Raw genomic sequence first — 22,562 nt, 5'->3', positions numbered from 1 at the left:
TGTTTCCTTTGTGATTCGCCAGCTTTAATTTCCATACTCAATCATTGGGGTATCTCCTGTAGCCTGAATCCGTCATCCCGGCTAGGAACCTGCGCGGGCAGGCTGGCCGGGTCGCATGGATGCCATCACAAAGGAGAATCGAATGATGACGAAAACACTGCTTCTGGCGAGCGTTCTGGCGGTTTCGCTGACTGCCTGCAACAAGAACGACAGCACGCCGGCCAGTTCGTCCAGCCCCACGCCTTCCACTTCGGCACCTTCCACCGCGCCGTCCACGCCCGCGCCTTCCAGCTCGGCGCCCACGCCTCCGGCGGGCGGCGGCGGTGCCACCACGACGCCCGGCGCGGGCAGCGGCGGCGGCACCACCGGCGGCACCACCCAGTAATCGCCGCCATACCCCGGGGCTGCCTTGGCAGCTCCGGCAACAAAAAAGGAACGCATATCGCGTTCCTTTTTTGTTGCGCTTCCGGCTTTCGGCCCGATACGCGTCCACTGGGTGGCGCCTTGCCGGCGATGGCCGCGGGCGCCCTACCGGCGGCCGCCCCGCGAGGGACGAACCGCCCGATATACCGCCTTACTGGACGGCCGACATCTTGTCCGCCAGCACGCTCAACAGGCGCTGGGCCGTCGGGCTGCTGTCGACCTTGCCATTGGTGTCCAGCACCGTCACCTGCGTGGTGTCGCCCTGGCCCACTACGTGGATGCGGTATTGCGGCGCCTGGCTGGGACGCGCGGTACCGAAGAGGCGGCTGAAGAAGCCGGGCTCGTCGCGCTGCAAGCCGGTATCCGTATCCAGGTAACGGACGTAGAAGTCGCCCGCCGACCGGTCGCGGTCGTCCACCGTAAAGCCGCCAGAATCCAGTGCCACGCCGACGCGGCGCCAGGCGCGATCGAAGGATTCCTGCACATTCAGGCGTGCGCCGTCGGCCTGCACGTCGCGCACGACCTTGGGCTGCGCGGGTGCCGCGTCCGCCTTCGCGACCATGGTCTTGGCCTGGTCGACGCTGGTACCCAGGAAGACCATCAGGCGCGCCAGCATGGCGGCATTCAGGCCGGGATCTTCGGGACCGGGTTGCCATTGCAGGTTGCCGGAGTCGCGCTGTCCGACGTTCTTTTCCACCATATGCTGGTGGCTGATGTAGATCTCGGTATGCCCGTTGACGCGCTCCATACGGGTACGGAATTTTTCCCGCTCGCCGCTATCGTAGGCCTGCTCCAGGACGAATCCCAGGGCCTGGCGCAACCAGCTTTCCGGAATCTTGGCGCGGTTTTCCGCCCAGTCCGTTTCGATCAGGCCGGCGGTCGGATTGTTGGTCTGGATTGTGAAGCCGTTGCTGGTCCAGAAATCCACCACCTTGCCGAAAATCTGATCCGGCGGCAGGTCGACGACCAGCCAGCGGACATCGCCGTCGCGTTCGACGTGCATATCGGTACGCTGCGGCAACACCCCGCTGTTGGGATTGCCCTGGGCCTGGGCAGCCGCCTGCTGCTGGCCTTCCGCCTGGTATTGCGTGAAGGTGGTCGTACCGCCCGGAGGCGCCTTGTAGCGCGGATCCGCCGCGGCCTGGGTCAGGTCGGGAGGAATGCTGAGCGGCTGAGCCTGCTGGCTGCTCGCGCTTTTGTAGTCGATCGGCTCTTCCTTGCCGAGTATTTGATTGACGTCGCTGCAACCGGCCAGCATGACCAGGGTAAGCAATGCCGCGAAACCGGCATGGCGCTTGTTCATACGTATCCTCATTGAATGCTTTTAAAGCAGGCCCGCGTCCCTTAACGCGGCTTCCACCGTGGCGTGGTGCTGCGAGCCGAGTTCCACCAGCGGCAGCCTGTAGCCCAGGGGCATGCGCCCCATCCGGGACAGGGCCCATTTGACCGGAATCGGGTTGGCTTCGACAAAAAGAGCCTTGTTTAGACGAGCCACTCGGGCATTGAGTTCACGCACCCGGGGCACGTCCATGGCCAGCGCCGCGGCGCACAGTTCGTGCATGAGCCGTGGAGCGACGTTGGCGGTTACGGAAATATTTCCCCGGCCGCCCAGCAGCATCAGGGCGGCGGCCGTGGGGTCGTCGCCGCTGAATATCTGGAAATCGGCGGGCGCTTCGCGCAGCAGCAAGGCACCGCGAGCGATATCGCCCGTGGCGTCCTTGATGCCGACGATGCCCGGCACCTGCGCCAGTCGCAGCACCGTTTCGTTGGACATGTCCGCCACGGTCCGTCCCGGCACGTTGTACAGGACGGTGGGCAGGTCCACGGCTTCGGCGATGCGGCGGAAATGCTGATACAGGCCTTCCTGCGAAGGCTTGTTGTAATAGGGAACGACCGACAGTCCGGCCTGCGCGCCCACCGACTTGGCGTGGCGGGCCAGATGGATGGCTTCGTCGGTGGAATTGGCGCCAACCCCCGCGATCACGGGGACGCGTCCCGCCGCATGCTCCACCGCCACGCGTATCAGCTCGGCATGTTCTTCCATCGACACGGTGGGCGATTCGCCCGTCGTGCCGACCACCACCAGGGCGTCGGTGCCTTCGGCCACATGCCAGTCGATCAGCGCGCGGTAAGCCGCGTAATCGAGGGTGCCGTCGGGGTGCATGGGAGTGACGAGGGCCACCATGCTGCCCTGAAAAGTAACGCCAGCGGCGGATGCCGAGGATGCCATGTGAGAGGGGCTCCGGAGCCCGCCGACGCGTGCCAGCGGGGGACTTGAACAGGAAATCCCGCGAGTTTACCGGATAGCGCGAAAAAACCTATAGAAACCAGCTGACCACGGTGTTCCCCAGCGCGAAAATCGGCCGGAGGAAGACCCAGAGCCCGCCGCTGAAAAGAAGCAGCAGCACGATCATCATGCCGTAAGGTTCGATCCGCGAATACTGATAGGCCAGACGCTGGGGCAGCAGGCTGTACAGCATCCGTCCCCCATCCAGCGGCAGCAGCGGCAACAGGTTCAGCGCCATCAGGACCAGATTGATCTGCACGCCGGCCACGGCCATTTGGAACCAGTAGCCGTCGGCGCCGCCGCCCTGGAAAAGCAGCTTGAGCATGATGCCCCACAGGATGGCCATCACCAGATTGGAAGCGGGCCCGGCGGCCGCCACCCACAGCATGTCCTGCTTCGGACGCCGCAGGCGACCGAAATCCACCGGCACGGGCTTGGCCCAGCCGAACAGGATGCCGGGGCTGCCCAGCAGCTTGGAGGCCAGCAGGATAACCAGCGGCACCAGCAGGGTGCCGACCGGATCGATATGCCGGGCGGGATTCAGGCTGACCCGGCCCATCTGGTAAGCGGTGGGATCGCCGAACATGCGCGCGACATAGCCATGCGCCGCCTCGTGCAGCGTGATGGCGAAAATAACGGGGATCGCGTATATCGCGATCGACTGGATGATGTCGTCCATGGATCAGGCGATTCCGAGCTGGGAGGGGTCGCCTCGCCCCACCCGGATGAGTTGCGCGTTATCGCCGGTCAGGTCGACGACGGTGGTGGGTTCCTTGGGGCAGGCGCCGCTGTCCACGACCGCCGCCAGCACATGCTCGTAGCGTTCGCGGATTTCCTGCGCGTCGTTCAAGGCCTCGGTTTCGCCGGCCGGGATCAGCGTCGTGGAAAGCAACGGTTCGCCGAACTGTTCCAGCAGGCCCAGCGTGACCGGGTGGTCGGGCACGCGCAGGCCTATCGTCTTGCGGGAAGGATGGGAAACGCGCCGGGGTACTTCGCGCGTGGCTTCCAGGATAAAAGTGAAAGGCCCGGGAGTGGCGGCCTTCAGCATACGGTACTGGCGGTTATCCACGCGGGCGAAATGGCCCAGCTGAGCGAGGTCCCGGCAGATCAGCGTCAGATGGTGGCGTTCGTCCAGGCCGCGCAGCCGGCGCAGCCCATCCGCCGCGGCCTTGTCATCCAGCCGCGCGATGACGGCGTAGCTGGAATCGGTGGGCACGGCGGCCAAACCGCCGTCGCGCAGCAATAGCGCTGCCTGCTTCAATAAACGCGGCTGTGGATTCGCGGGATGTACAGTGAAGAATTGCGCCATGCGGCTATCCTAACATCTTGCAAGAAGACAACGCCGCCCGGCGGCGCGAAGGAGAAACTCATGCGCTTGGACGATTCGCGTGAAAGTGAAAATGTGGAAGATCGGCGCGGCATGGGAATGCGCGTCGGCGGCGGCAGCCTGGGCATAGGCGCCATCATCCTGGCACTGGTCGCCATGTATTTCGGCGTGGATCCCACCGTGGTGCTGCAGATGCTGCAGGAACCCGCCGGCCAGCAGGCGCCGCCGGCCGCCACGGCTCCTGCCGCCAACGACCCGCAGCGTCGCTTCGTGGCGAAGGTGCTGGGCGAAACCGAGGATACCTGGCAGGTTATCTTCCGCGATCATGCCAAGCGGCCTTACGTACCGCCCAAGCTGGTGCTGTACAGCGGCGCGACCAGCACCGCCTGCGGGACGGGACGCGCCGCCATGGGTCCCTTCTACTGCCCGGCCGACAGCAAGGTCTACCTGGATCTGAGTTTCTTCGACGATATGAAGCGGCGCTTCCAGGCACCCGGCGATTTCGCGCAAGCCTATGTCATCGCGCATGAAGTCGGCCACCATGTACAGAACCTGCTGGGCATTTCGCAACGCGTGGCCTCGCTGCAGCAGGAAAACCCGCGCCAGGCCAATGCCCTGTCGGTGCGGCTGGAGCTGCAGGCCGACTGCTACGCGGGTTTGTGGGCCAAGCAGGCGGACAGCGCCAGGCACATCCTGGAATCCGGCGACGTGGAAGAAGCATTGAACGCCGCCAGCGCCATCGGCGACGACAGGCTGCAAAAGCAAAGCCAGGGCTATGTCGTTCCCGACGCCTTCACGCACGGATCGTCGGCGCAGCGCGTGCGCTGGTTCAAGCGCGGCCTGGCCAGCGGCGACCCGCGGCAGTGCGATACCTTCAGCGCGCAGGCACTCTAGCAGGCGCTGGGACCCCCGGCGCGCGGCGGGCAGGCCATTCGCGGGCGGCCACTTTCGCGGCCCGTGGGGCGTCCGTCTACAGCAACTGGAACCCGGCGCCGCCGCGATAGCGCCGGAATGCATCGACGGTGGCACGCACATGCGGCATCATCGGCAAAGGCGCGGCAGCCGGGTCCACCCAGCGCAGGTCGGGGGTTTCGAGCGGGTCGCCGCGCATCTCCCCCTGGAATCCGGTGCAGTGGAACAGCACGGCGTGGTAGTGGCAGACATCGCCATTGGGCAGGGTCACGATTTCTACTGCCGGGTCCGACGCATGCCCGAAAGGATGCAGGTCCCCGACCGCGAGCCCGGTCTCTTCCCGCACTTCGCGGCGCGCGGCCTGCGTCGCGGATTCGCCCACCTCGATGTGTCCGCCCGGCAAACCCCACATACCGGCGAAGTCGGCGCGCGCGTGCAACAGGATGGCCCCATCGGCCCGCTCCAATACGACACGCACGCATGGGCACAGCAAAGGCCGTGGCCCCACCAGGGCTCGCAGCCGTCCCAGTGTGGACTGGGCAAAGCCTGTCATGACGCGGCCAGGCGCGCTCCACACAGGCCATCGACGATTTCGCGTCCATAGGCCACGGCCGCATGGACGGCCTCGGCGGGGCTGTAAACGAAGCCGCCATCCATAAAGCGTGGAATGGGATATTCGTCGCCATCCGTGGGCTGCAACGAAGCTGGCGCCACGCACACCACCGCGCGGAACACCGGCGCCCCGCCATCCACGGGCGGAGGCACATCCCGCGCCACCTTGGCGGTCAAACGGTAACCCTTGTAGACGTCGTTATTTCGATGCACACGTTCTCCCCTGTACGAAGCTGCACAGCGCAGCATACCGCCGGCGCATGACATGTCGCGGAATGTTTTGTAACCATCAAATGACAAAAAGTTAACCCGGGTTTTCCCGCCAGAGGGGCAAAAACGGGTCCGCCGGCGCATTGATCGGGAATGCGACTTGCAGCTGTATAGGTCGAAAAGCGCCGTGCACATCAGTGCCGGCCACGCGGAGGCGGCCATGTTGACCGAGCAACAACTACAACTGCTTAAACAAATTCACGCCGGCGAATTGGCGGGGAATGCCCCGGGGACGGAAGACTTGCTGGAGCGCGGGCTGGTTGCCCGGGAACAGGGAAATCTGGAGGTCACGCCGCAGGGCCGGGACGCGCTGGGACTGCGCGAGGGCCTGGGCGACGCAATCGTCGATGCCATCCTGCCCGGCGAAGGCGCGCGGCAGGCGGAAGAACACGGGACTGGCGCGCCCGCGGTCGGAGCGTCGGCCCCGGCTACCGGCGCGCACGCGGCCGGTCAACCGAAAGGGGAATAAGCGGGCCGCATTTGCGCGGCCGTTCGCGCAGGCGCCCCTATGGCGCCGGCGCGGCAGCCGCACACTCGGCCCTTCGATATCAAGACTTCAAGGCGGCCAGGACGCCGTCGCGCATCGACTCGAAGCCGGCGACGTATTGCTGGCTTTCGGAGCGCGCAAGCAAGCCCGCATAGTTCTGCTCCAGGCGGCTTTCCACGGCCTCGCGCAGGCCCGGTGTGCCACGCGCGATATGCAGCACGCACAGCAGCGACGCGGTCAATGCGCTGATCTGGCCGCCCTGATGAGCGATGGTTTGTGCGATAAGAGCCAGTTTTTCGTCGGTGTCCATGACTATGCCTCGGTATACGGTGGGCGTCCCCGGCCGGCGATGGCGACCGGCCGGAACGTGCATCGTGGTGTAGCGGTCCTGCATCGATTGTCCGCCTGTCCAGGCGGCGCATGCTAGCACGTCCGTTTTGCGCCCCGACTGCCGGCTCTGCGCATCCACGGTTCCGATACCGCATCGGCCATCGGGATAGGGTTGCCGTCTTTGCCGTATCAGGCCAACATCGACGCTATAAGGCCAAGGCCGGGACCGTTCCGCAGGTCCGCTTATATAAATGGATAGAACAGATAGATAGAAGTGCCCGCCCCATGAGAAAACCCGCCAAAATCGCCATCCTCACCCTTGTCCTGCTGGCCGTGATCGTCGTCGGGGGGCTGCATATTGCTTCGCGTGTTGTCGTCAGCCGTATCCAGGACATGATGGGCGACAAAGGCCACGCCGCGCATATCGATGTGGGCTGGACGCGCATCGTGCTGCAGGACGTGGAAATCGGCGCCCCGCCCGACTGGCCATCGCGCCAGACCCTGCGCGCCGCGCGCGTGACGCTGGAACCGGACTGGCGCTCCCTGCTTTCGGACCGCCTCGATATCCGCCGCGTGGAAATCACCGATTACTACCTCTCCGTCCTGCGCTCTGCGGACGGCAGCCTGCAGGTCCTGCCGACGCTGCGCCAGCGCGCCCGCGAGCGCGCCCAGGCGCGCGGCGAAGATACCGACGAACAAGGCCGTTCCAAGCGCGAAACCTCGGTCGGCAAGATCGTGCTGGACAAGGGCCGCCTGGACTTCTTCGACGGCCGCATCGCCAAAACCCCTTATCGGGTGCCGTTCGAGAACGTCCACGCGGAGATAGGCCCGCTGCATGCACCCGCCAACGACGCGCACACCCAGATCCAGCTGCGCGGCCAGATGGTGGGCAAGCAGCGGCGAGGCACCGTCACCGTCGATGGCTGGCTTGCGCTGCCCAGCCACGACGCGGATATCCGCACCACGACCACCGGCGCCGACGTCGGCCTGCTGTCGCCCTATCTGCAAAGGCACGCGCCGTCGATCCTGGCGGCGGGCCAGATGGACCTGGACATGACCACCCACATACGCGACCAGCAGCTCTCCGCCCAGGGCAAGGCCAAGCTGCGCGACGTGGAATTCAGCAACAGCGGCGGCCTTGGCGACTTGCCGCGCAAGGCCGTCATGGCGGCCCTGGAAAACCGCAAGGGCGAAGTGAATTTCGACTTCACCCTGCAGGGCAGCCTGAAGGATCCGAAGTTCTCCTTGACCGACGATCTATCCACCCGCATCGTCGGCGGCTTTGCCAAGGCCCTGGGCGTCAGCGTCGAAGGCGTGGCGGAAGGCGTGGGCTCGGCGGTCAAGGGACTGGGCGGCGCGCTGGGGGAACTGCTGGGCAAATAGCGAGCCGGCGTCAGGCCACCCAGCCGCCGTCCGGGGCGCTGGGGCCCGGCATCGGCAATCCTTCGTCCCGTCCTTTGCCCGGCGCGGGCGGAACGGGCGTATCGGAAGGCGGCTTGCCCGGGCCCGGCACGGGGTCCTTGGGCGGGATATCGGGGTTTTCGGGCAGGCCGGGGTCGATCGGTCCGATGGGGCGGACCGGCTGTACCGGATCGATGGGCGAAGCAAGCGTCATGGCGGTTTCCTTGTTTCCGTGTGAATTGGTCTTTCCGCAAACGCTATGCCAAGCCATGCCGCCAGGCGGCCATGGGGCCTTGCCCTTGACATCGAGCCCTGTCACAGCGCAACCATGCGGCCTCGGCCTTGACGCGGAGCCATATCAGCGCCGCAACTATGCGGGCTCGCCCCTGCCACCGAGCCATGTCACCGCGCTAGCCGGTCGTCGATGTAAGCCTTGGCGCGCGTAACGGCGGCCTCGCGGGCGGCGGCATCGTCAAGGAATACATACTGCGAGCGCTTGCAAAGGTACTCGGGCGGCGCGAACGAGCCGTCCGCGGCCGGGCCGGCGACCATAATGGTCGTCATATAGACGCCGGTATCCGATTCCGCCGAAGGCTGGCGGATTTCGATAGTGACCCGATGGCCGCGGTATTCGAACGATTCGGTATCGCGCATGCATTTTCCCCTGAACTGTCCGCTGCGGCCTCGACGGCCAACCGTGGCCGATTATGTTGCTGGCCTGTATTGCTGGCCTGTATTGCTGGCCCGTGTTGCCGACTCATGCTGCCAGCCCATGCCCATGTTGCCGGACGGTATCGCAGCCCGTGTCGGCGGCCCATGTTGCCGGAATATAGGACAATCGCGTCTGCCTTTCATGTCCGTGTTTCATCAGGGAGCCGCGATGCCACTCCGCGATCTGGCCCTGGCCTTCGTCGTCATTCTGGCCTGGGGAATGAACTTCGTCGTTATCAAGGTCGGCCTGCATGGCATCCCTCCCATGCTGCTGGGCGGACTGCGCTTTACGCTGGCGGCCGTTCCCGCCATCTTTTTCGTCAAGCGGCCCGCCATCCCGCTGCGCTGGCTGGTGGCTTACGGCGCCACCATCTCCCTGGGCCAATTCGCTTTTCTCTTCACCGCCATGGCCGTGGGCATGCCGGCGGGCCTGGCGTCGGTGGTGCTGCAAGCCCAGGCGTTCTTCACGGTGGCGCTGGGCGCACTGCTGCTGCATGAGCGTTTCCACGCGCACAATGCCGTGGGCCTGGTCGTCGCGGCCTGCGGCCTGGCATTGATCGGCGAACAAGGCGGCACCGGCATGACGCTGATGGGCTTCATCCTGACGCTGTGCGCGGCGCTGATGTGGGGCCTGGGAAATATCGCCACCAAAAAGGCCGGCAAGGCGGACATGCTGGGATTGGTGGTCTGGGGAAGCCTGATTCCGCCCATCCCGTTTTTCGCGCTGTCCTGGTGGCTGGAGGGACCCGATCGCATCCACGGCGCGCTCGCATCGATCGACGGGTCGTCGGTGTTCGCGGTGCTCTACCTGTCCTTCATCGCGACGCTGGTTGGCTACGGCTTATGGGCGTGGCTGATGTCGCGCCATCCGGCGGCCCAGGTGGCGCCGTTCTCGCTGCTGATCCCGGTTATCGGCCTGGCGGCCGCGGCGGCATTGCTGGGCGAAATCCCTTCGGTGCCGCAGATCGGCGGCGCCCTGCTGGTGATGGCGGGATTGCTGATCAACACCTTTGGCGGACGCTTGCGGACGCGTGCGGATCGGCCCGCCTAGCCGGCCCGCTTCACACGGCGGCCAGACGGGCCGGACTGCCGCTGCGCCATTCGCCCGGCTGCGTGACGCCGGGCGAATGGTCAACAGCGCGGTGCTGCCTTACGACCGGGCCTCACCCGCCGCCGAGCCGCGACGACCGATGCCGTCGTCGGCCCTGGGCGTCCCGCCCTGCGCGTCGGACTGCGCGTCGGACTGCGCGGCCACGCCTTGCAGGCCCGTGGACGTCTGCGACACATTGCTGGCCGAGCTGCCGCGGTAGATGTCCGATTGCGGCACGGAAGCCGTCCTGGCGGCCTGGCGGTCGCGGCGCAACCTGGCCACGGTGTCGATAAGCCCCGAGAAGCGCTTGCTTACCCATTGGGTCAAGCGGCGGCGCGGCTTCGTGGACTTGGCGGCGGAAGCGGTATCGGTCGAGTTGCCCTGGCCATTGGACACGGAGGGCGCTGCGGCGATAGGCAGCAAGTTGCGGGACGCGGCCGACGACTTGCGAGAGTCCGTTGCCGGATCCGCCGCGCCCAACGAGGACGGCGCCGACCCGTTGCGCGGCATCCGCATCGCCATGTCCGGGATCGATCCGGCGCTTTGCATCGCCCGCACGGTTTGTGCGCGATCCATGCGCCCGGACAGCGTATTGCCGTGGACCGACATTTCCTGCCGGAATCGTTCCTGAAGCGCCTGCATGGCGGGATCGTCATAATGCTGCGGGGTGGAATCGGCATGCTGTGTGTCCAGCGAGGCCATGCGGGCCATCGACAGGCTCTGGAAAACCGATGGCGCATACTGGACTTCCGGCGGAACGCCGATCTGCTGCGCATGCGAGGTCAGGTCCGCTTCGTTCAGCCACAGGTCGTGCGCGGCCGCGCCTTCGGGCAGCGGCGTTCCCGGCGCCAGAAGGTTCACTACCAACGCATTGCCCTGCAGTGCGCGATCCCGGAAGTGATCCAACAGGGTCCGCCCCGAGGGCGTGTTTTCGATCACGCGCAGGATATCGACAAGGCGCTCACGGTGCGGCTTGACGGCGTGCGCGAGATACGCGTCCAGGAACCCGTCCAGCGGGTCCAGTGCGGGGGCCGGCGGCCGGGCGGGCACACCCGTGTCCAGCGGGATCGAAGGGGTAGTGGCGATGGCGTTTGGGGTAATCGTCATGGAGTCTCCTTTAGGGCGTACGTGAGGCGAGTGGACAGGCGGGCGAACAGACTCGTCGTCCCGCGTCTATTTCCATTCTTCCCCCTGCTTCGGCCAGCGGCCTGACGGGGAACGTTGATGACGAAGGAAGCTGGGTCGCCCAGTTCCCTTGATGATGGGACGCTCGGGCGTGCCGACTGCAGGCTCCGGCGATTCGTGCACGGCGGACGCGGCCTGGCCGGGGACGTCCGCGACGCATTGCAGAGGAAGTTTGTCGGGCGTCGCAGGGCCGGGAGGCTTGGGATGGGCGTCGCCGCCGGCCCCATCGCGGCGGCGAAGCACGAAGTTCCTGAACGCCTGCACCTTCTGCTCGGTCCAGCGGAACACGCGCCGCGCTGTCGGCTCGGCGGCGGCAGTCCGCCCGTTCGTGCCCGGCTCCGTGACCGCCTCGTAAGGATGGACGTCCCCGGCATCCTTGCCGGACGGAATGCACAATAGCGACACGGCGCGCGCCTCGCAGCCGTCCGTCACGGCCGTCAAGGGCGCATGGGCCTCTATCGGCCGCATCGGCAGGCGAGGCACCGCCGCCGCGCTGCCGGCGGCATCGGCGATGCCGGGCTTGGGCCCGAGCGCACCCAACGCCTGCAGTTCCTTTCGGAAGGCCACGACCGTGGCGATGGGATCCATGGGGACATCGATGGGCTCGATCCGCACGGGCCGGGCATGATTGCCTTGCGCGCGCGCCGCCAGCGCATTCCGGATTTGCACCAGCCGCAGCACCACCGAAGGAGCATGTTCGACCTCCGGCGCCAGGCCGATTTCAGAGGCCGGTGCCGTCAGCGTGGCTTCGCTGAGGAACAGGCCATGGGGCTTCGAGGCCTCCCGCGTCGGCATATCCCTGGGCGGGGCGAGGTCGACAAACGGGTGATGGCCCCGCCCCGCGAGCGTGCGGATGTCGTACAGCAACTCCCGCCCTATCTGCGTCCTGTCGACCACATAGAGGATGTCGAGGAGCCGCTCGCGATAAGGCTGTACCGCCGGGGCCACCGTCGCCGTCATCAATCCCCCCAGCGTATCGCGCTGTGGCTCCGGCGGACGCGGAGGCGCGCCCTGATCCGCAATGGGAATGCCGTGGGACCCTTCTATTTGCATAAGGCTGCCTCCATGAAAACCAGGGCGCGCCGCCCTTGCCGTGGTACGTGGAGTTAACCCAGCACGCGTTCCGCTTTTCCGACAGCGGAAAACCCGTATTCCCACCGGGCAATTCCTGCGAACCGCGTGTCTCTTCCAGGCATGGCGCAAGGCCGCGCGCGGGGGCTCGCCGCATATCGGAGAGGGGGCCGCGCCAAGGCGCGATGGTATAGTCCTCCGCTGTCGGCAGCGGCCGTTCAAGGGCCCTGCTCTGCCATAACAATTCCCACGATGCGGCAAGGAGTGGAAAGGAAGATGGAGCAGCCCCTGGACCCGGATTCCGTGCAACGCGACGCGGCCCCGTCGTTCCTCGCTGGGGGCGGCGAAATGGGCGCGTTGATCCGCGCTCACGACTGGAACTCCACTCCCCTCGGCCCGCCGCGGGAATGGCCGCAAAGCCTCCGGACCGCCCTGCGCATCATGCTCGCGTCCCGCCAGCCGATCTGGATCGGCTGGGGTGAAAGCCTGATCTTCTTCTACAACGATCCCTACAAAAGCATCATCGGCGGCAAGCATCCGGCTTCCCTCGGACGTCCGACCCTGGAAGTCTGGCGCGAGATCTCCGACGACATCGAGCCGCTGCTGCGCACCGCCATGGGCGGCATGGAAGGCACCTATGTCGAGGAAAAGTTTCTTCTCATGGAGCGTAACGGCTATCCGGAAGAAACCTACTACACCTTCTCGTACAGCCCCATCCCGCTGGATGACGGCAACGCGGGCGGCATCATCTGCGCCAACAGCGACGACACCGCGCGGGTGATCGGGGAACGGCAGGTCCGGCTGCTGCGCGAACTGGCCACGGTAACCACCCAGGCCCATAGTTGGGACGAGGCCTGCCGTCTCGGCGCGCGCGCCCTGGGCCTGAATCCCTATGACGTTCCCTTCGCGATGCTGTACGTCGCCGAACCCGGCAGCGATACGGTCACGCTGATGGGCAGCAGCGGCATCGAGGACGGACACGCCGCCGCGCCGCACACCATGCAGGCGGGTCCCGGCGCGGCATGGCCCGTCCATGAGGCGCTGCGCCGCCAGGGGCTGGCCATCGTGGACATCCCGCCGGGCCGTTTCGATACGGCGCTGCCCTCCGGCCCCTGGCGGCATACGCCGTCGCGGGCGGCGTTGCTGCCCATCGCGCCCACCGCCGATACCAGCCGGGCGGGGGTCCTTATTGTCGGCCTGAACCCGTATCGTCTTGTCGACGACAGCTATCGCGGCTTCCTCAACCTGATGGCCGGCCAGATCAGCGCCGCCCTCGCTTATGCCTATGCCTACGAGGAAGAGCGGCGCCGCGCGCATGCGCTGGAAGAGATCGATCGCGTCAAGACGACGTTCTTTTCCAACATCAGCCACGAATTCCGCACCCCTCTGACGCTGATGCTGGGCCCGCTGGAGGAGCTGCTGCGTCGCTCCGAGGAAGGCGACGGCCAGCACGCGCTGGTGGACCTGACCTATCGCAACGGCCTGCGCCTGCTCAAGCTCGTCAATAGCCTGCTCGATTTTTCCCGCATCGAGGCCGGGCGTGTGCAGGCCAAGTTCCAGCCGACCGATCTGCCCGCGCTGACGGTGGAACTGGCATCGCTGTTCCGGTCGGCGACCGAGAAAGCCGGCCTGGCGCTTACGGTGGACTGCACGCCCCTGCCGCAGGCGGCCTACGTCGACCGGGAAATGTGGGAAAAGATCGTCCTGAACCTGTTGTCCAATGCGTTCAAGTTCACGTTCGACGGTGGCATCCATGTCGAGCTGCAACCCAGCGCGGATGGGGCGGCGGTCCAGATGCGGGTGCGCGACAGCGGCATCGGTATTCCGGCCCACGAATTGCCGCACGTATTCGACCGCTTCCACCGCGTCAGCGGGGCGGTCGGCCGCAGTATCGAGGGCAGCGGCATCGGCCTGGCGCTGGTACAGGAACTGGTGCGCCTGCACGGAGGCACGATCGCGGTCGAGAGCGAGCCCGGCGTCGGCACCACCTTCACCGTCACGCTGCCGCTGGGCAAGGCCCATCTGCCGGCCCCGGCGACGCAGGAAGACGGTCCGGGCTGCGGTACCAGCGTCAACGCCCAGGCCTACGTGGCCGACGCCCTGCGCTGGGTACCGGAAGGCGAGATCCTGCCCGCGCAGGCGCCGACGCTGTCGTCCATGCTGGATACGGGTATTGCCGACAGCACGGGCCGCACGGATCGCGTGCTGGTGGTCGACGACAACGCGGACCTGCGCGACTACGTCGGCCGCATGCTGGCTTCGGCCGGCTATCGCGTGGAAACCTGCGTGGATGGCCACCATGCCCTGGCGGCGGCTCGCCGCCAGCCGCCCAGCCTGATTCTTTCCGACATCATGATGCCGGGCCTGGACGGCTACGGGCTGCTGGCGGAGGTGCGCGCCGATGCGCAGTTGCGCGAGATCCCCGTGCTGCTGATGTCCGCGCGCGCGGGCGAGGAAGCGCGCGTCGAGGGGCTGGGCGCGGGCGCGGATGACTACCTGACCAAGCCCTTTTCCGCGCGCGAGCTGATGGCGCGGGTGGCCAGCAACGTCAAGATGTACCGCCTGCGGCAGGAGACGGCCGGCCAGTTGACCGAGGATGCCCGCATCCTGGAAGTGCTGAATCGCGTCGGCACCACGATCGCGGCCGAGCTGGACCTGGGCCGCGCGGTGCAGGCCGTCACCGACGCGGCGACGGAATTGACCGGCGCGGCCTTCGGGGCGTTTTTCTACAACGTGCTGGACGATGCCGGCGCGCGCTATACCTTGTACACGCTGTCGGGCGCACCGAAAGAAGCCTTCGCGGGATTCCCGATGCCGCGCAGTACCGCTGTGTTCGGGCCGACGTTCAGGGGCGAGGGCATCGTTCGCTCCGACGACATCACGCAGGATCCCCGCTACGGGAAAAACGCGCCCCGCCGCGGCATGCCGCCCGGCCATCTGCCGGTGCGCAGCTACCTGGCGGTGCCCGTCGTGTCGCGCACCGGCGAGGTGCTGGGCGGGCTGTTCTTCGGCCATTCGGAACGCGGCGTGTTCGACGAGGCAGCGGAACGCCTGGCTACCGGCATTGCCTCCCAGGCCGCCATCGCGATCGACAACGCCAGCCTTTACCAGGCCGCGCAGAACGAGATCGCCCGGCGGTCCCGCGCCGAACAGGCACTGCGGCAGCTCAACGAAACCCTGGAACTACGCGTGACCGAAGCCGTGGCCGAACGCGAGCGCCTGTGGGAGCTCAGCGAGGACCTGCTGGCGATCGGCGACTACAACGGCAGGCTGCTGCGCGCCAGTCCGTCGTGGACCCGCGTGCTCGGCCATAGCCGCGATACCCTGGCCACGCACCATTACAAGGATCTGTTGCACCCGGACGACCACGCGGCCGCCGCGGCTGCCTTGCGTACCCTGCGCGAGCATGCGCGCCCGGCCGCTTTCGAATGCCGCATGCGCACCGCGGCCGGGCTCTGGCGCTGGATTTCGTGGACGCTGTCGCCCGACCCCGAACATGACCGCGTGCACGGCGTGGGCCGCGACGTCACGGCGGACAAGGAAGCCGCCGAGGCCTTGCGCCAGGCCGAGGAAGCCCTGAGGATGGCGCAGAAGATGGAAGCCGTGGGCAAGCTGACCGGCGGCGTCGCGCACGACTTCAACAATCTGCTGCAGGTCATCGGCGGCAATCTGCAACTGCTCGCCATGGACGTCGCGGGCGACGAGCGCGCCGGCAAGCGCGTCCGCAATGCGCTGACCAGCGTCGCGCGCGGCGCCAAGCTGGCCTCGCAGTTGCTGGCCTTCGGCCGCCGCCAGCCGCTGGCGCCCAAGGTCGTCAACCTGGGCCGCTTCATCCGCGGGCTGGACGACATGCTGCGGCGCGCCCTGGGCGATGGCATCGAAATCGAAACCGTCGTCTCCGGCGGACTCTGGAATACCCTGGTCGATCCCTCGCAGGTGGAGAATGCCCTGCTGAATCTGGCCATCAACGCCCGCGACGCCATGCAGGGGCACGGCAAGCTCACTATCGAGGCCGGCAACGCGCTGCTGGACGACGACTATGCCCTGCGCAATGCCGACGTCAAACCGGGGCAGTACGTCATGGTCGCGGTGACGGATACCGGCGCCGGCATGACCCCGGACGTGCTGGAGCACGTTTTCGAGCCGTTCTTCACCACCAAGCCGGAGGGGCGCGGGACCGGCCTGGGCCTGAGCATGGTGTACGGCTTCATCAAGCAATCCAACGGCCATATCAAGATCTATAGCGAACCCGGACAAGGGACCACCGTGCGCCTGTACCTGCCGCGCGAACGGCAGCAAGAGGACCTGGCGACCGAGACCGATACCGGACCCATCGCCGGCGGCAGCGAGACCATCCTCGCCGTCGAGGACGACGAAGACGTCCGCGCCACCGTCGTGGAAATGCTGGCCGAACTGGGCTACAGCGTGCTCAAGGCCAAGGACGCGCAAAGCGCGCTGGCCATCGTGGAGAGCGGCGTGCCCATCGACCTGCTGTTCACCGACGTCGTCATGCCGGGCCCCTTGCGCAGCCCCGAGCTGGCGCGCAAGACGCGCGAGCGCCTGCCGAATGTCGCGGTGCTGTTCACGTCCGGCTATACGGAGAACGCCATCGTGCACGGCGGCCGGCTGGACGAAGGCATCGATCTGCTCAGCAAGCCCTACACGCGCGAGGCGCTGGCGCGCAAGATCCGCCACGTCCTGCGCAACCAGCAGCAGCGCAACGCCGCGCAGGCGGCCCGCCAGCGCAACCTGCCGCTGCCGGCGGCCGCGCGCGACGGCACCGCGGCCGCCGCCCTGCGCGTGCTGCTGGTGGAAGACGACGGCCTGATACGTTCCAGCACGGCGGAAATGCTGGAAGCCATGGGACACACCGTAGTGCCGGCCAGCCATGCGACGGCCGCGCTGGCCGCGCTGGACCAGGGCAACGTCGACGTCCTGATGACGGATATCGGCCTGCCGGGCGTCTCGGGCGTGGAGCTGGCGGCCCAGGCCCGACGCCAGCTTCCCGGCCTGCGAATCGTCTTCGCCTCCGGCCTGGATGCGGATGCGGACGCGCTCGACGGCACGCTGGCCGGCGCGCTGCATCTGCTCAAGCCCTATACACCGGAGGACCTGGCGCGCGCCCTGGATACGCTGCAGCAGATGGAATGATGGCCTGCCGGTATGCGCGGCCGGCGATCCCTATGCGGCTTCCGGCGCGGGCGGCCGGCCGGCGACACCTATCCGCCACAAGCGCAGGGCCACGTGGATTTCCAGGGCGCGGCCGCCATCGCGCCAATCGCCCAGCAGCGCTTCGGCGCTGGCCAGCCTCTGGCGCGCCGTGTTGACATGAATCGACAGCGCGGCTGCCGTCGTCGTGGCGTTCTGCCCATGATCGAAATAAGCCAGCAGCGTAGCCGCCAGTTCGGTTCCGCGTTGCGCGTCGTACTCCGTCACGGCGCCGATGGTCGCCGCCAGGAAAGCATCCAGGCCCGCGCGATCCTGGCTTTCGAACAGGACCGAATACAACGCCATCTCGTTCTGGTCGACGATGCGGCCGCGCATGCCCAGCCGCCCGACGACGGCCAGCGCACGCCGTAGCGCCGCATACAGGGCCGGCATTTCCGCCGGGCTGCGGACCGGGCGCGACACGACCCCGCGATAGGCCTCGCCGAGTTCGCGGCGCGCGAAATCGCCGAAGGCCCGCAGTACCGCCGCCGTTCTTTCCGCCGCGCACACCAGCACCAGGACGCCGTCGACTTCGTCCACCGCCAGCCAGGGCAGCGCCAGGCCATCGCGCAGGCGCCGCGCCAGAAAGAGGGGTTTGGGCCGGTCCGACTCGACCAGCGTCAGCGACAAGGGCCGCGACAGGTCCAGGCCGAAGCGATCGGCCCGGTCGCGCGCCAGCGCGGGTTCGCCCTGCCGGGGCGACACCAGCGACCGCAGGAACTCGGAAACGTCGCGGTTCCGGCTTGCCTCCATGCGCTCCTGCGACAGCAGCACGATGCCGATGACGCTCGAACTTCGCTCGAATGTCCGGATGGAGATATCGCGCATGTCCTCGTGCCGGAACAGCAGGACGGCGCCCAGCACGCCGTCGCCGCCGATCACCGCGATCGCGCGGCAAATCTCGCCATCGCTTTCGTAGGCGATGGTGGAGCGGCCGGCCCGCCGGCTGTCCTTCAGGGCTTGCGCGAGCGCGCCGCCATACGGCCCGTAGGGATCGTAGGCATCGGCTGCACGGCCCGCGTAGCCCGGCGCCACGGCGCGGCCGATGACGTGATGCGCTTCGTCCAGTACCAGGATACTGCCCTGCAGCAGCTGGGCGATGGCCTGGCACAGTTCCCCCAGCGATTCGCCCCGGGCCAGCAGCGAGGTCAGGCGCTCGTGCGCTTCCACGGCATCCTGGACATCGCGCGCGTGCCGCTCCAGTTCGGCGCGTGCCTGGCCGGTTTTCTCCAGCGCCGCGCGCGCGTCCGCGAAGGCCTTGGCGTTGTTGATCGCCACGGCGGCGTGCGTCGCCAGCGTGCAAAGGATGGAGACGTTCAGCGCCGTATGGGTCCGGTGATAGCGATCGGCCACGAACAGCAGGCCGATAACGTTGTCTTCCCAGATCAGCGGCGCGCCCACCAGCGCCGCCACGCCCTCGTCGCGGAAAATGTCGTCCAGGTCCGGGTCGTGGGTAAAGCGGTTGTCGTGCAGGTAATCCGGCGTGGAGAAAGGCAATCGCGTGGACATGACCACGCCCGCGACACCGAGCTTGCGCTTGGCCGTCATCCTGCCGGTGCGCTGGGCAATGGCGCCATCGGCCACCACGACCTTGAATTCGCCGGCCTCCGCGTCATAGATGGTCAGCCAGCACAGGTGCGCCCGCAGCAGATCCCTCGCCCGCGTCACGATCGCCTGCAGCAGTTCGGGCAGATCGAGGCGGCTGGCCAGATCCTGCGCCGAGTCGATCACCGCCAGCATGCCCCGCTCGCGTTGCTCGTGCTGTTCCAGCCGGTGACGCAGGCCCATCGCCATGCGGGCAAGTTCGACCAGGCCGCTCTTGCGCGGCAACCCGTCCGGCAGGGCCTCCAGGGAGGCCAGCCGGGCGGCGAAGTCGTCCGCCGGCGCATTGGCGTGCAGCAGGCCCAGGAGATCGGCGGCGATGGCGTCGATACCGGGTTCCGCCGCGGCCAGCGGCATATTGCCTGTTTGTCTTTTGCGTTCCATGGACCGCCGCGACGGAAGGAGAAGGCCGGGCGTCGGCACCGTTTGCCGGACAGCCCGCCGGAACCGGATCGAACACCCCTTGAGTGCGAACATCATATCAACATGGGCTTGTTAGTGTGAGAATCGCACATAGCCTGGACCGCCCGTTTCCGGGACACTCACCGTACTTGCTGGAAATCGGGAGACAAACACGTGTCCATGAGCGTCATCGACTCGCTGCGACCCATGCCGGGCCTGCGCGTCCTCGTCACCGCCGGCGGCGCCGGCATCGGGGCCGCCGTGGCGCGGGCTTTCCGGGAAGCCCGCGCCCGCGTCCACGTGTGCGATATCGACCGCGCCGCGCTGGACCGGCTGACGGCCGAGGCGCCGGAAATCACTACCAGCACGGCCGACGCATCCGTCGCCCGCGACGTGGACACCGTCTTCGACGACGTCAGGAACGCCCTGGGCGGCCTGGACGTCCTGGTCAATAACGTCGGCATCGCCGGACCGACCGGCCCGGTGGAACAGCTGGCGCGTGGCGACTGGGACCGCACCGTCGACGTGAACCTGAACAGCCACTTCTATTTCGCGTCCCGCGCGGTACCGCTGCTGAAGGACTCGCCCCACCACCCCTGCCTGATCGCCATGAGCTCCGTGGCGGGCCGGCTCGGCTACCCGCTGCGCACCCCTTATGCCTCGACCAAATGGGCCATCGTCGGCCTGATGAAATCGCTGGCGATCGAGCTGGGCCCGCATGGCGTGCGCGCCAATGCCATCCTGCCCGGGGTGGTGGAAGGCGACCGCATGGACAGCGTGATAGGCGCGCGCGCGGCGGCGGCCGGCGTGCCGGAGCAAGCCATGCGACAGGAGTATCTGCGCAAGATCTCGCTGCGCCGCATGGTAACGGCCGAGGATGTCGCCGCGATGGCGCTGTTCCTCTGCTCGCCGGCCGCGCGCAACGTGACCGGGCAAGCGATCAGCGTGGACGGCAACGTGGAATATCTGTGACCGCCCGGGCCGAGGTCCCGCCACCACCTCAGTTCCATTCAAAAAAACCAGGAGACAACCATGAACAAGCTCGACCTTCCGGCCATCGCCGTCGTTTCCGCGTTGGGTATCTTCAGCGCCATGCCCGCATCGGCGGCGCCGGTGAAGATCGGCCTGGTGGAAACGCTGTCCGGGCCGCAGGCGTCCTCCGGCCAGGCATACCGGACGGCGGTGCGCTATGCCATCGACCAGATCAACGCGGCCGGCGGATGGAACGGCGAACCGGTGCAACTGCTGGAATACGATAACCAGGGCGGCCCGGCCGGCGCGGCCGACAAGCTCAAGGCGGCCGCCGCCGACGGCGTGCAGATCGTCGTGCAAGGCGCGTCCTCGGCCATCGGCGGGCAGATCACCGAGGACGTGCGCAAGTACAACCTGCGCAACCCCGGCAAGGAGATGGTCTACATCAACGTAGGTGCCGAAGCGCTGGAGCTTACCGGCGAAAAGTGCAACTTCTACCACTTCCGCTTCGCCGGCAATGCCGAGGTCCGCACCAAGTCGCTGATCGAAGGCATGCGCAAGGCCAACGCGCTGGGCACCAAGGTCTACTCCATCAACCAGAATTATTCCTGGGGCCAGGACATGGAGAAAGCCATCGTCGACGACCAGAAGCTGGGCGGCTACACGGTGGTGGAAAAGACGCTGCACGACGTCAACAAGATCCAGGATTTTTCTCCCTACGTCGCGAAGATCGCCGCCTCCGGCGCCGATACGGTGATCACCGGCAACTGGTCCAACGACCTGCTCCTGCTGATGAAGGCATCGAAGGCGGCCGGCCTGAAAGCGCGCTACGGCACCGTGTACCTGGACCAGCCGGGCAATCTGGCCAATGCGGGCGAACTGGCCGTGGGCAACTTCGTTGTCCATACCTTCAATGCCGAGGCCGGCGGCGATGACGCCGCGCAATTCGTCGACGATTACAAGGCCAAGACCGGCCACATTCCGGTGTTCGTCGAACCGCAAACGTTCTACGGCATGAGGATGGTCGCCGACGCGCTCAAGCGCACGCCTCCCGCCAACGGCGCGTTGAACGTCAACGAATTCGCCAAGGCGCTGGAAACGGCGCGCATCCCGACCCCCATGGGCGAGATCAGCATGCGCGCGTCGGACCACCAGGCGCAGCTCCCCATGGTGGTTTCGACGGTGACGCGCGATGCCAGGTACAAGGTGGACGGCACCGATATGGGGTTCAAGCCGGTCCTGCTGCTTACGGCGCAGCAAGCATCCACGCCGGCGCAAGCCACCTGCAAGATGAAGCGGCCGGCCTGAACCGACGCGCGGCCGCCGCCATGGACCAAATCCTGTTTTCGCTGCTGAACGGCGTCATCTATGGACTATTGCTGTTCATGGTGTCCGCCGGCCTGACGCTGATCTTCGGCATGATGGGCGTGCTGAATTTCGCTCACGCGTCCTTCTACATGCTGGGCGCCTACTTCGCCTATGCACTGCAGGGCGCGATCGGCTTCTGGCCCGCCGTGATCGTATCGCCCCTGCTGGTCGGGCTGGTCGGCGTCGTAGTGGAACGCTATTTCCTGCGCCGCGTGCATCATCACGGCCACGCGCACGAGTTGCTGCTGACCTTCGGCCTGTCGTTCATCATCGCGGAATCGATCAAGCTGATCTTCGGCAACTATCCGGTCGATTACCGCGTGCCCGCGTCGCTGGATTTCTCCGCCTTCAGCATCGGAGGCACGCAGTATCCGGCCTACCGCGTGCTGATGGGCGGCATCGCGATCCTGATGTTCGTCGCCATCTACCTGGTCCTGACCCGCACGCGGGTAGGCATCGTGGTGCGCTCGGCGATCCACAAGCCGCGCATGGCGGAAGCGCTGGGGCATAACGTTCCGCTGGTCTTCATGGGCGTCTTCGGCGCGGGTGCCGCGCTGGCCGGACTGGCGGGCGCGGTGGCGGGCGCCTTCTACACCACCAATCCCAATATGGCGCTGGAGCTGGGCGTCATGGTGTTCGTGGTGGTCGTCGTCGGCGGCCTGGGCTCGCTGGTCGGCGCGATGCTGGCCTCGCTGCTGATCGGCATCGTCACGTCGCTGGCGGTGGCCGTGGATGCCAGCCTGGCGGACCTCTTCGCCTGGTTCGGCCTGGGAGACTGGGCGCGCGGCATCGGCGGCCTGATGACGCTGAGCCTGTCCAGCCTGGCAGGCACTCTGCCTTTCGCCATCATGCTGCTGATCCTGCTGGTCAGGCCCGGCGGCCTCATGGGCGAGAAGGAGTAAGG

At 66.9% G+C, this 22,562-nt stretch carries 21 protein-coding genes; 8 read left to right on the top strand and 13 right to left on the bottom strand.

All coding sequences use genetic code 11. The features are described 5' to 3' along the window. Nucleotides 1-81 precede the first annotated feature (81 nt). The 5 genes from CAL28_RS29705 to CAL28_RS08065 form a co-directional block, all read right to left on the bottom strand. The gene (locus CAL28_RS29705) at nt 82-441 is read right to left on the bottom strand and encodes a hypothetical protein (RefSeq protein ID WP_176463930.1); all 360 of its coding nucleotides are present in this window, start codon (nt 439-441) and stop codon (nt 82-84) included. A gap of 133 nt (nt 442-574) precedes the next feature. Then, a complete protein-coding gene (gene bamC, locus CAL28_RS08080) occupies nt 575-1,726 on the bottom strand; it encodes an outer membrane protein assembly factor BamC (protein WP_094840930.1) in 1,152 nt (383 codons plus the stop codon). A 21-nt stretch (nt 1,727-1,747) separates the two neighbouring features. Then, a complete protein-coding gene (gene dapA / locus CAL28_RS08075; protein WP_094840929.1) occupies nt 1,748-2,653 on the bottom strand; it encodes a 4-hydroxy-tetrahydrodipicolinate synthase in 906 nt (301 codons plus the stop codon). Between the two features lie 88 nt (nt 2,654-2,741). After that, nucleotides 2,742-3,389, bottom strand: a complete 648-nt coding sequence (locus CAL28_RS08070) for a site-2 protease family protein (protein ID WP_094840928.1) — start codon at nt 3,387-3,389, stop codon at nt 2,742-2,744. Nucleotides 3,390-3,392: 3 nt separating this feature from the next. Then, on the bottom strand, nt 3,393-4,019 hold the full coding sequence (locus CAL28_RS08065) for an L-threonylcarbamoyladenylate synthase (protein WP_094840927.1): 627 nt from the start codon (nt 4,017-4,019) through the stop codon (nt 3,393-3,395). Between the two features lie 60 nt (nt 4,020-4,079). On the opposite strand from CAL28_RS08065, the gene ypfJ reads away from it, so the two are divergent. Then, nucleotides 4,080-4,931: a KPN_02809 family neutral zinc metallopeptidase gene (gene ypfJ / locus CAL28_RS08060; protein WP_094840926.1), complete on the top strand. Its 852-nt coding sequence runs from the start codon at nt 4,080-4,082 to the stop codon at nt 4,929-4,931. A gap of 76 nt (nt 4,932-5,007) precedes the next feature. Here ypfJ and CAL28_RS08055 read toward each other — a convergent pair whose 3' ends face one another. Together CAL28_RS08055 and CAL28_RS08050 are read right to left on the bottom strand one after the other, a co-directional pair. Then, nucleotides 5,008-5,502, bottom strand: coding sequence for an NUDIX domain-containing protein (locus CAL28_RS08055; protein ID WP_094840925.1), 495 nt, complete (start codon nt 5,500-5,502; stop codon nt 5,008-5,010). After that, a complete protein-coding gene (locus CAL28_RS08050; RefSeq protein ID WP_094840924.1) occupies nt 5,499-5,774 on the bottom strand; it encodes a hypothetical protein in 276 nt (91 codons plus the stop codon). The genes CAL28_RS08055 and CAL28_RS08050 overlap by 4 nt, the downstream gene beginning before the upstream one ends. 217 nt (nt 5,775-5,991) lie before the next feature. Between CAL28_RS08050 and CAL28_RS08045 the strand changes: the two genes are divergently transcribed. Continuing rightward, a complete protein-coding gene (locus CAL28_RS08045) occupies nt 5,992-6,300 on the top strand; it encodes a hypothetical protein (RefSeq protein ID WP_141218153.1) in 309 nt (102 codons plus the stop codon). A gap of 79 nt (nt 6,301-6,379) precedes the next feature. Here CAL28_RS08045 and CAL28_RS08040 read toward each other — a convergent pair whose 3' ends face one another. Next, a complete protein-coding gene (locus CAL28_RS08040; RefSeq protein ID WP_094840922.1) occupies nt 6,380-6,628 on the bottom strand; it encodes a hypothetical protein in 249 nt (82 codons plus the stop codon). Between the two features lie 305 nt (nt 6,629-6,933). Between CAL28_RS08040 and CAL28_RS08035 the strand changes: the two genes are divergently transcribed. Next, nucleotides 6,934-8,031 carry a DUF748 domain-containing protein gene (locus tag CAL28_RS08035; protein WP_176463929.1) on the top strand — a complete coding sequence of 366 codons (1,098 nt, stop codon included), beginning with the start codon at nt 6,934-6,936 and terminating at the stop codon, nt 8,029-8,031. A gap of 10 nt (nt 8,032-8,041) precedes the next feature. Here CAL28_RS08035 and CAL28_RS08030 read toward each other — a convergent pair whose 3' ends face one another. Together CAL28_RS08030 and CAL28_RS08025 are read right to left on the bottom strand one after the other, a co-directional pair. Beyond that, entirely contained in the window at nt 8,042-8,263 is a 222-nt protein-coding gene (locus CAL28_RS08030; RefSeq protein ID WP_094840920.1) for a hypothetical protein, read from the bottom strand. Between the two features lie 188 nt (nt 8,264-8,451). After that, on the bottom strand, nt 8,452-8,703 hold the full coding sequence (locus CAL28_RS08025; RefSeq protein ID WP_094840919.1) for a hypothetical protein: 252 nt from the start codon (nt 8,701-8,703) through the stop codon (nt 8,452-8,454). A 226-nt stretch (nt 8,704-8,929) separates the two neighbouring features. Between CAL28_RS08025 and CAL28_RS08020 the strand changes: the two genes are divergently transcribed. Further along, entirely contained in the window at nt 8,930-9,811 is an 882-nt protein-coding gene (locus tag CAL28_RS08020) for an EamA family transporter (RefSeq protein ID WP_094844476.1), read from the top strand. 99 nt (nt 9,812-9,910) lie between these two features. Here CAL28_RS08020 and CAL28_RS08015 read toward each other — a convergent pair whose 3' ends face one another. Together CAL28_RS08015 and CAL28_RS08010 are read right to left on the bottom strand one after the other, a co-directional pair. Continuing rightward, nucleotides 9,911-10,957: a hypothetical protein gene (locus CAL28_RS08015; protein WP_094840918.1), complete on the bottom strand. Its 1,047-nt coding sequence runs from the start codon at nt 10,955-10,957 to the stop codon at nt 9,911-9,913. A gap of 66 nt (nt 10,958-11,023) precedes the next feature. Further along, nucleotides 11,024-12,088 (bottom strand): hypothetical protein, encoded by a 1,065-nt coding sequence (locus CAL28_RS08010; RefSeq protein ID WP_094840917.1) that lies wholly within the window; start codon nt 12,086-12,088, stop codon nt 11,024-11,026. Between the two features lie 294 nt (nt 12,089-12,382). Between CAL28_RS08010 and CAL28_RS08005 the strand changes: the two genes are divergently transcribed. Beyond that, nucleotides 12,383-17,257, top strand: a complete 4,875-nt coding sequence (locus CAL28_RS08005; protein WP_176463928.1) for a response regulator — start codon at nt 12,383-12,385, stop codon at nt 17,255-17,257. A gap of 30 nt (nt 17,258-17,287) precedes the next feature. Here the strand turns inward: CAL28_RS08005 and CAL28_RS08000 are convergent, their stop codons facing one another. Then, on the bottom strand, nt 17,288-19,300 hold the full coding sequence (locus CAL28_RS08000; RefSeq protein WP_094840915.1) for a helix-turn-helix domain-containing protein: 2,013 nt from the start codon (nt 19,298-19,300) through the stop codon (nt 17,288-17,290). Nucleotides 19,301-19,498: 198 nt separating this feature from the next. Between CAL28_RS08000 and CAL28_RS07995 the strand changes: the two genes are divergently transcribed. From CAL28_RS07995 to CAL28_RS07985, 3 genes are read left to right on the top strand one after another with little or no spacing between them, the layout of a single operon-like run. After that, complete coding sequence (locus tag CAL28_RS07995) at nt 19,499-20,290, top strand: SDR family oxidoreductase (protein WP_094840914.1); 792 nt, start codon at nt 19,499-19,501, stop codon at nt 20,288-20,290. 60 nt (nt 20,291-20,350) lie between these two features. Further along, on the top strand, nt 20,351-21,598 hold the full coding sequence (locus CAL28_RS07990; RefSeq protein ID WP_094840913.1) for a branched-chain amino acid ABC transporter substrate-binding protein: 1,248 nt from the start codon (nt 20,351-20,353) through the stop codon (nt 21,596-21,598). 20 nt (nt 21,599-21,618) lie between these two features. After that, entirely contained in the window at nt 21,619-22,560 is a 942-nt protein-coding gene (locus tag CAL28_RS07985) for a branched-chain amino acid ABC transporter permease (protein WP_094840912.1), read from the top strand. Nucleotides 22,561-22,562: the final 2 nt, after the last annotated feature.

This window comes from Bordetella genomosp. 11, assembly GCF_002261215.1.
GTDB lineage: Bacteria > Pseudomonadota > Gammaproteobacteria > Burkholderiales > Burkholderiaceae_B > Bordetella_C.
Note: the sequence above shows the minus strand (reverse complement) of the source record. Positions and strands in the feature narration are given on the sequence as shown.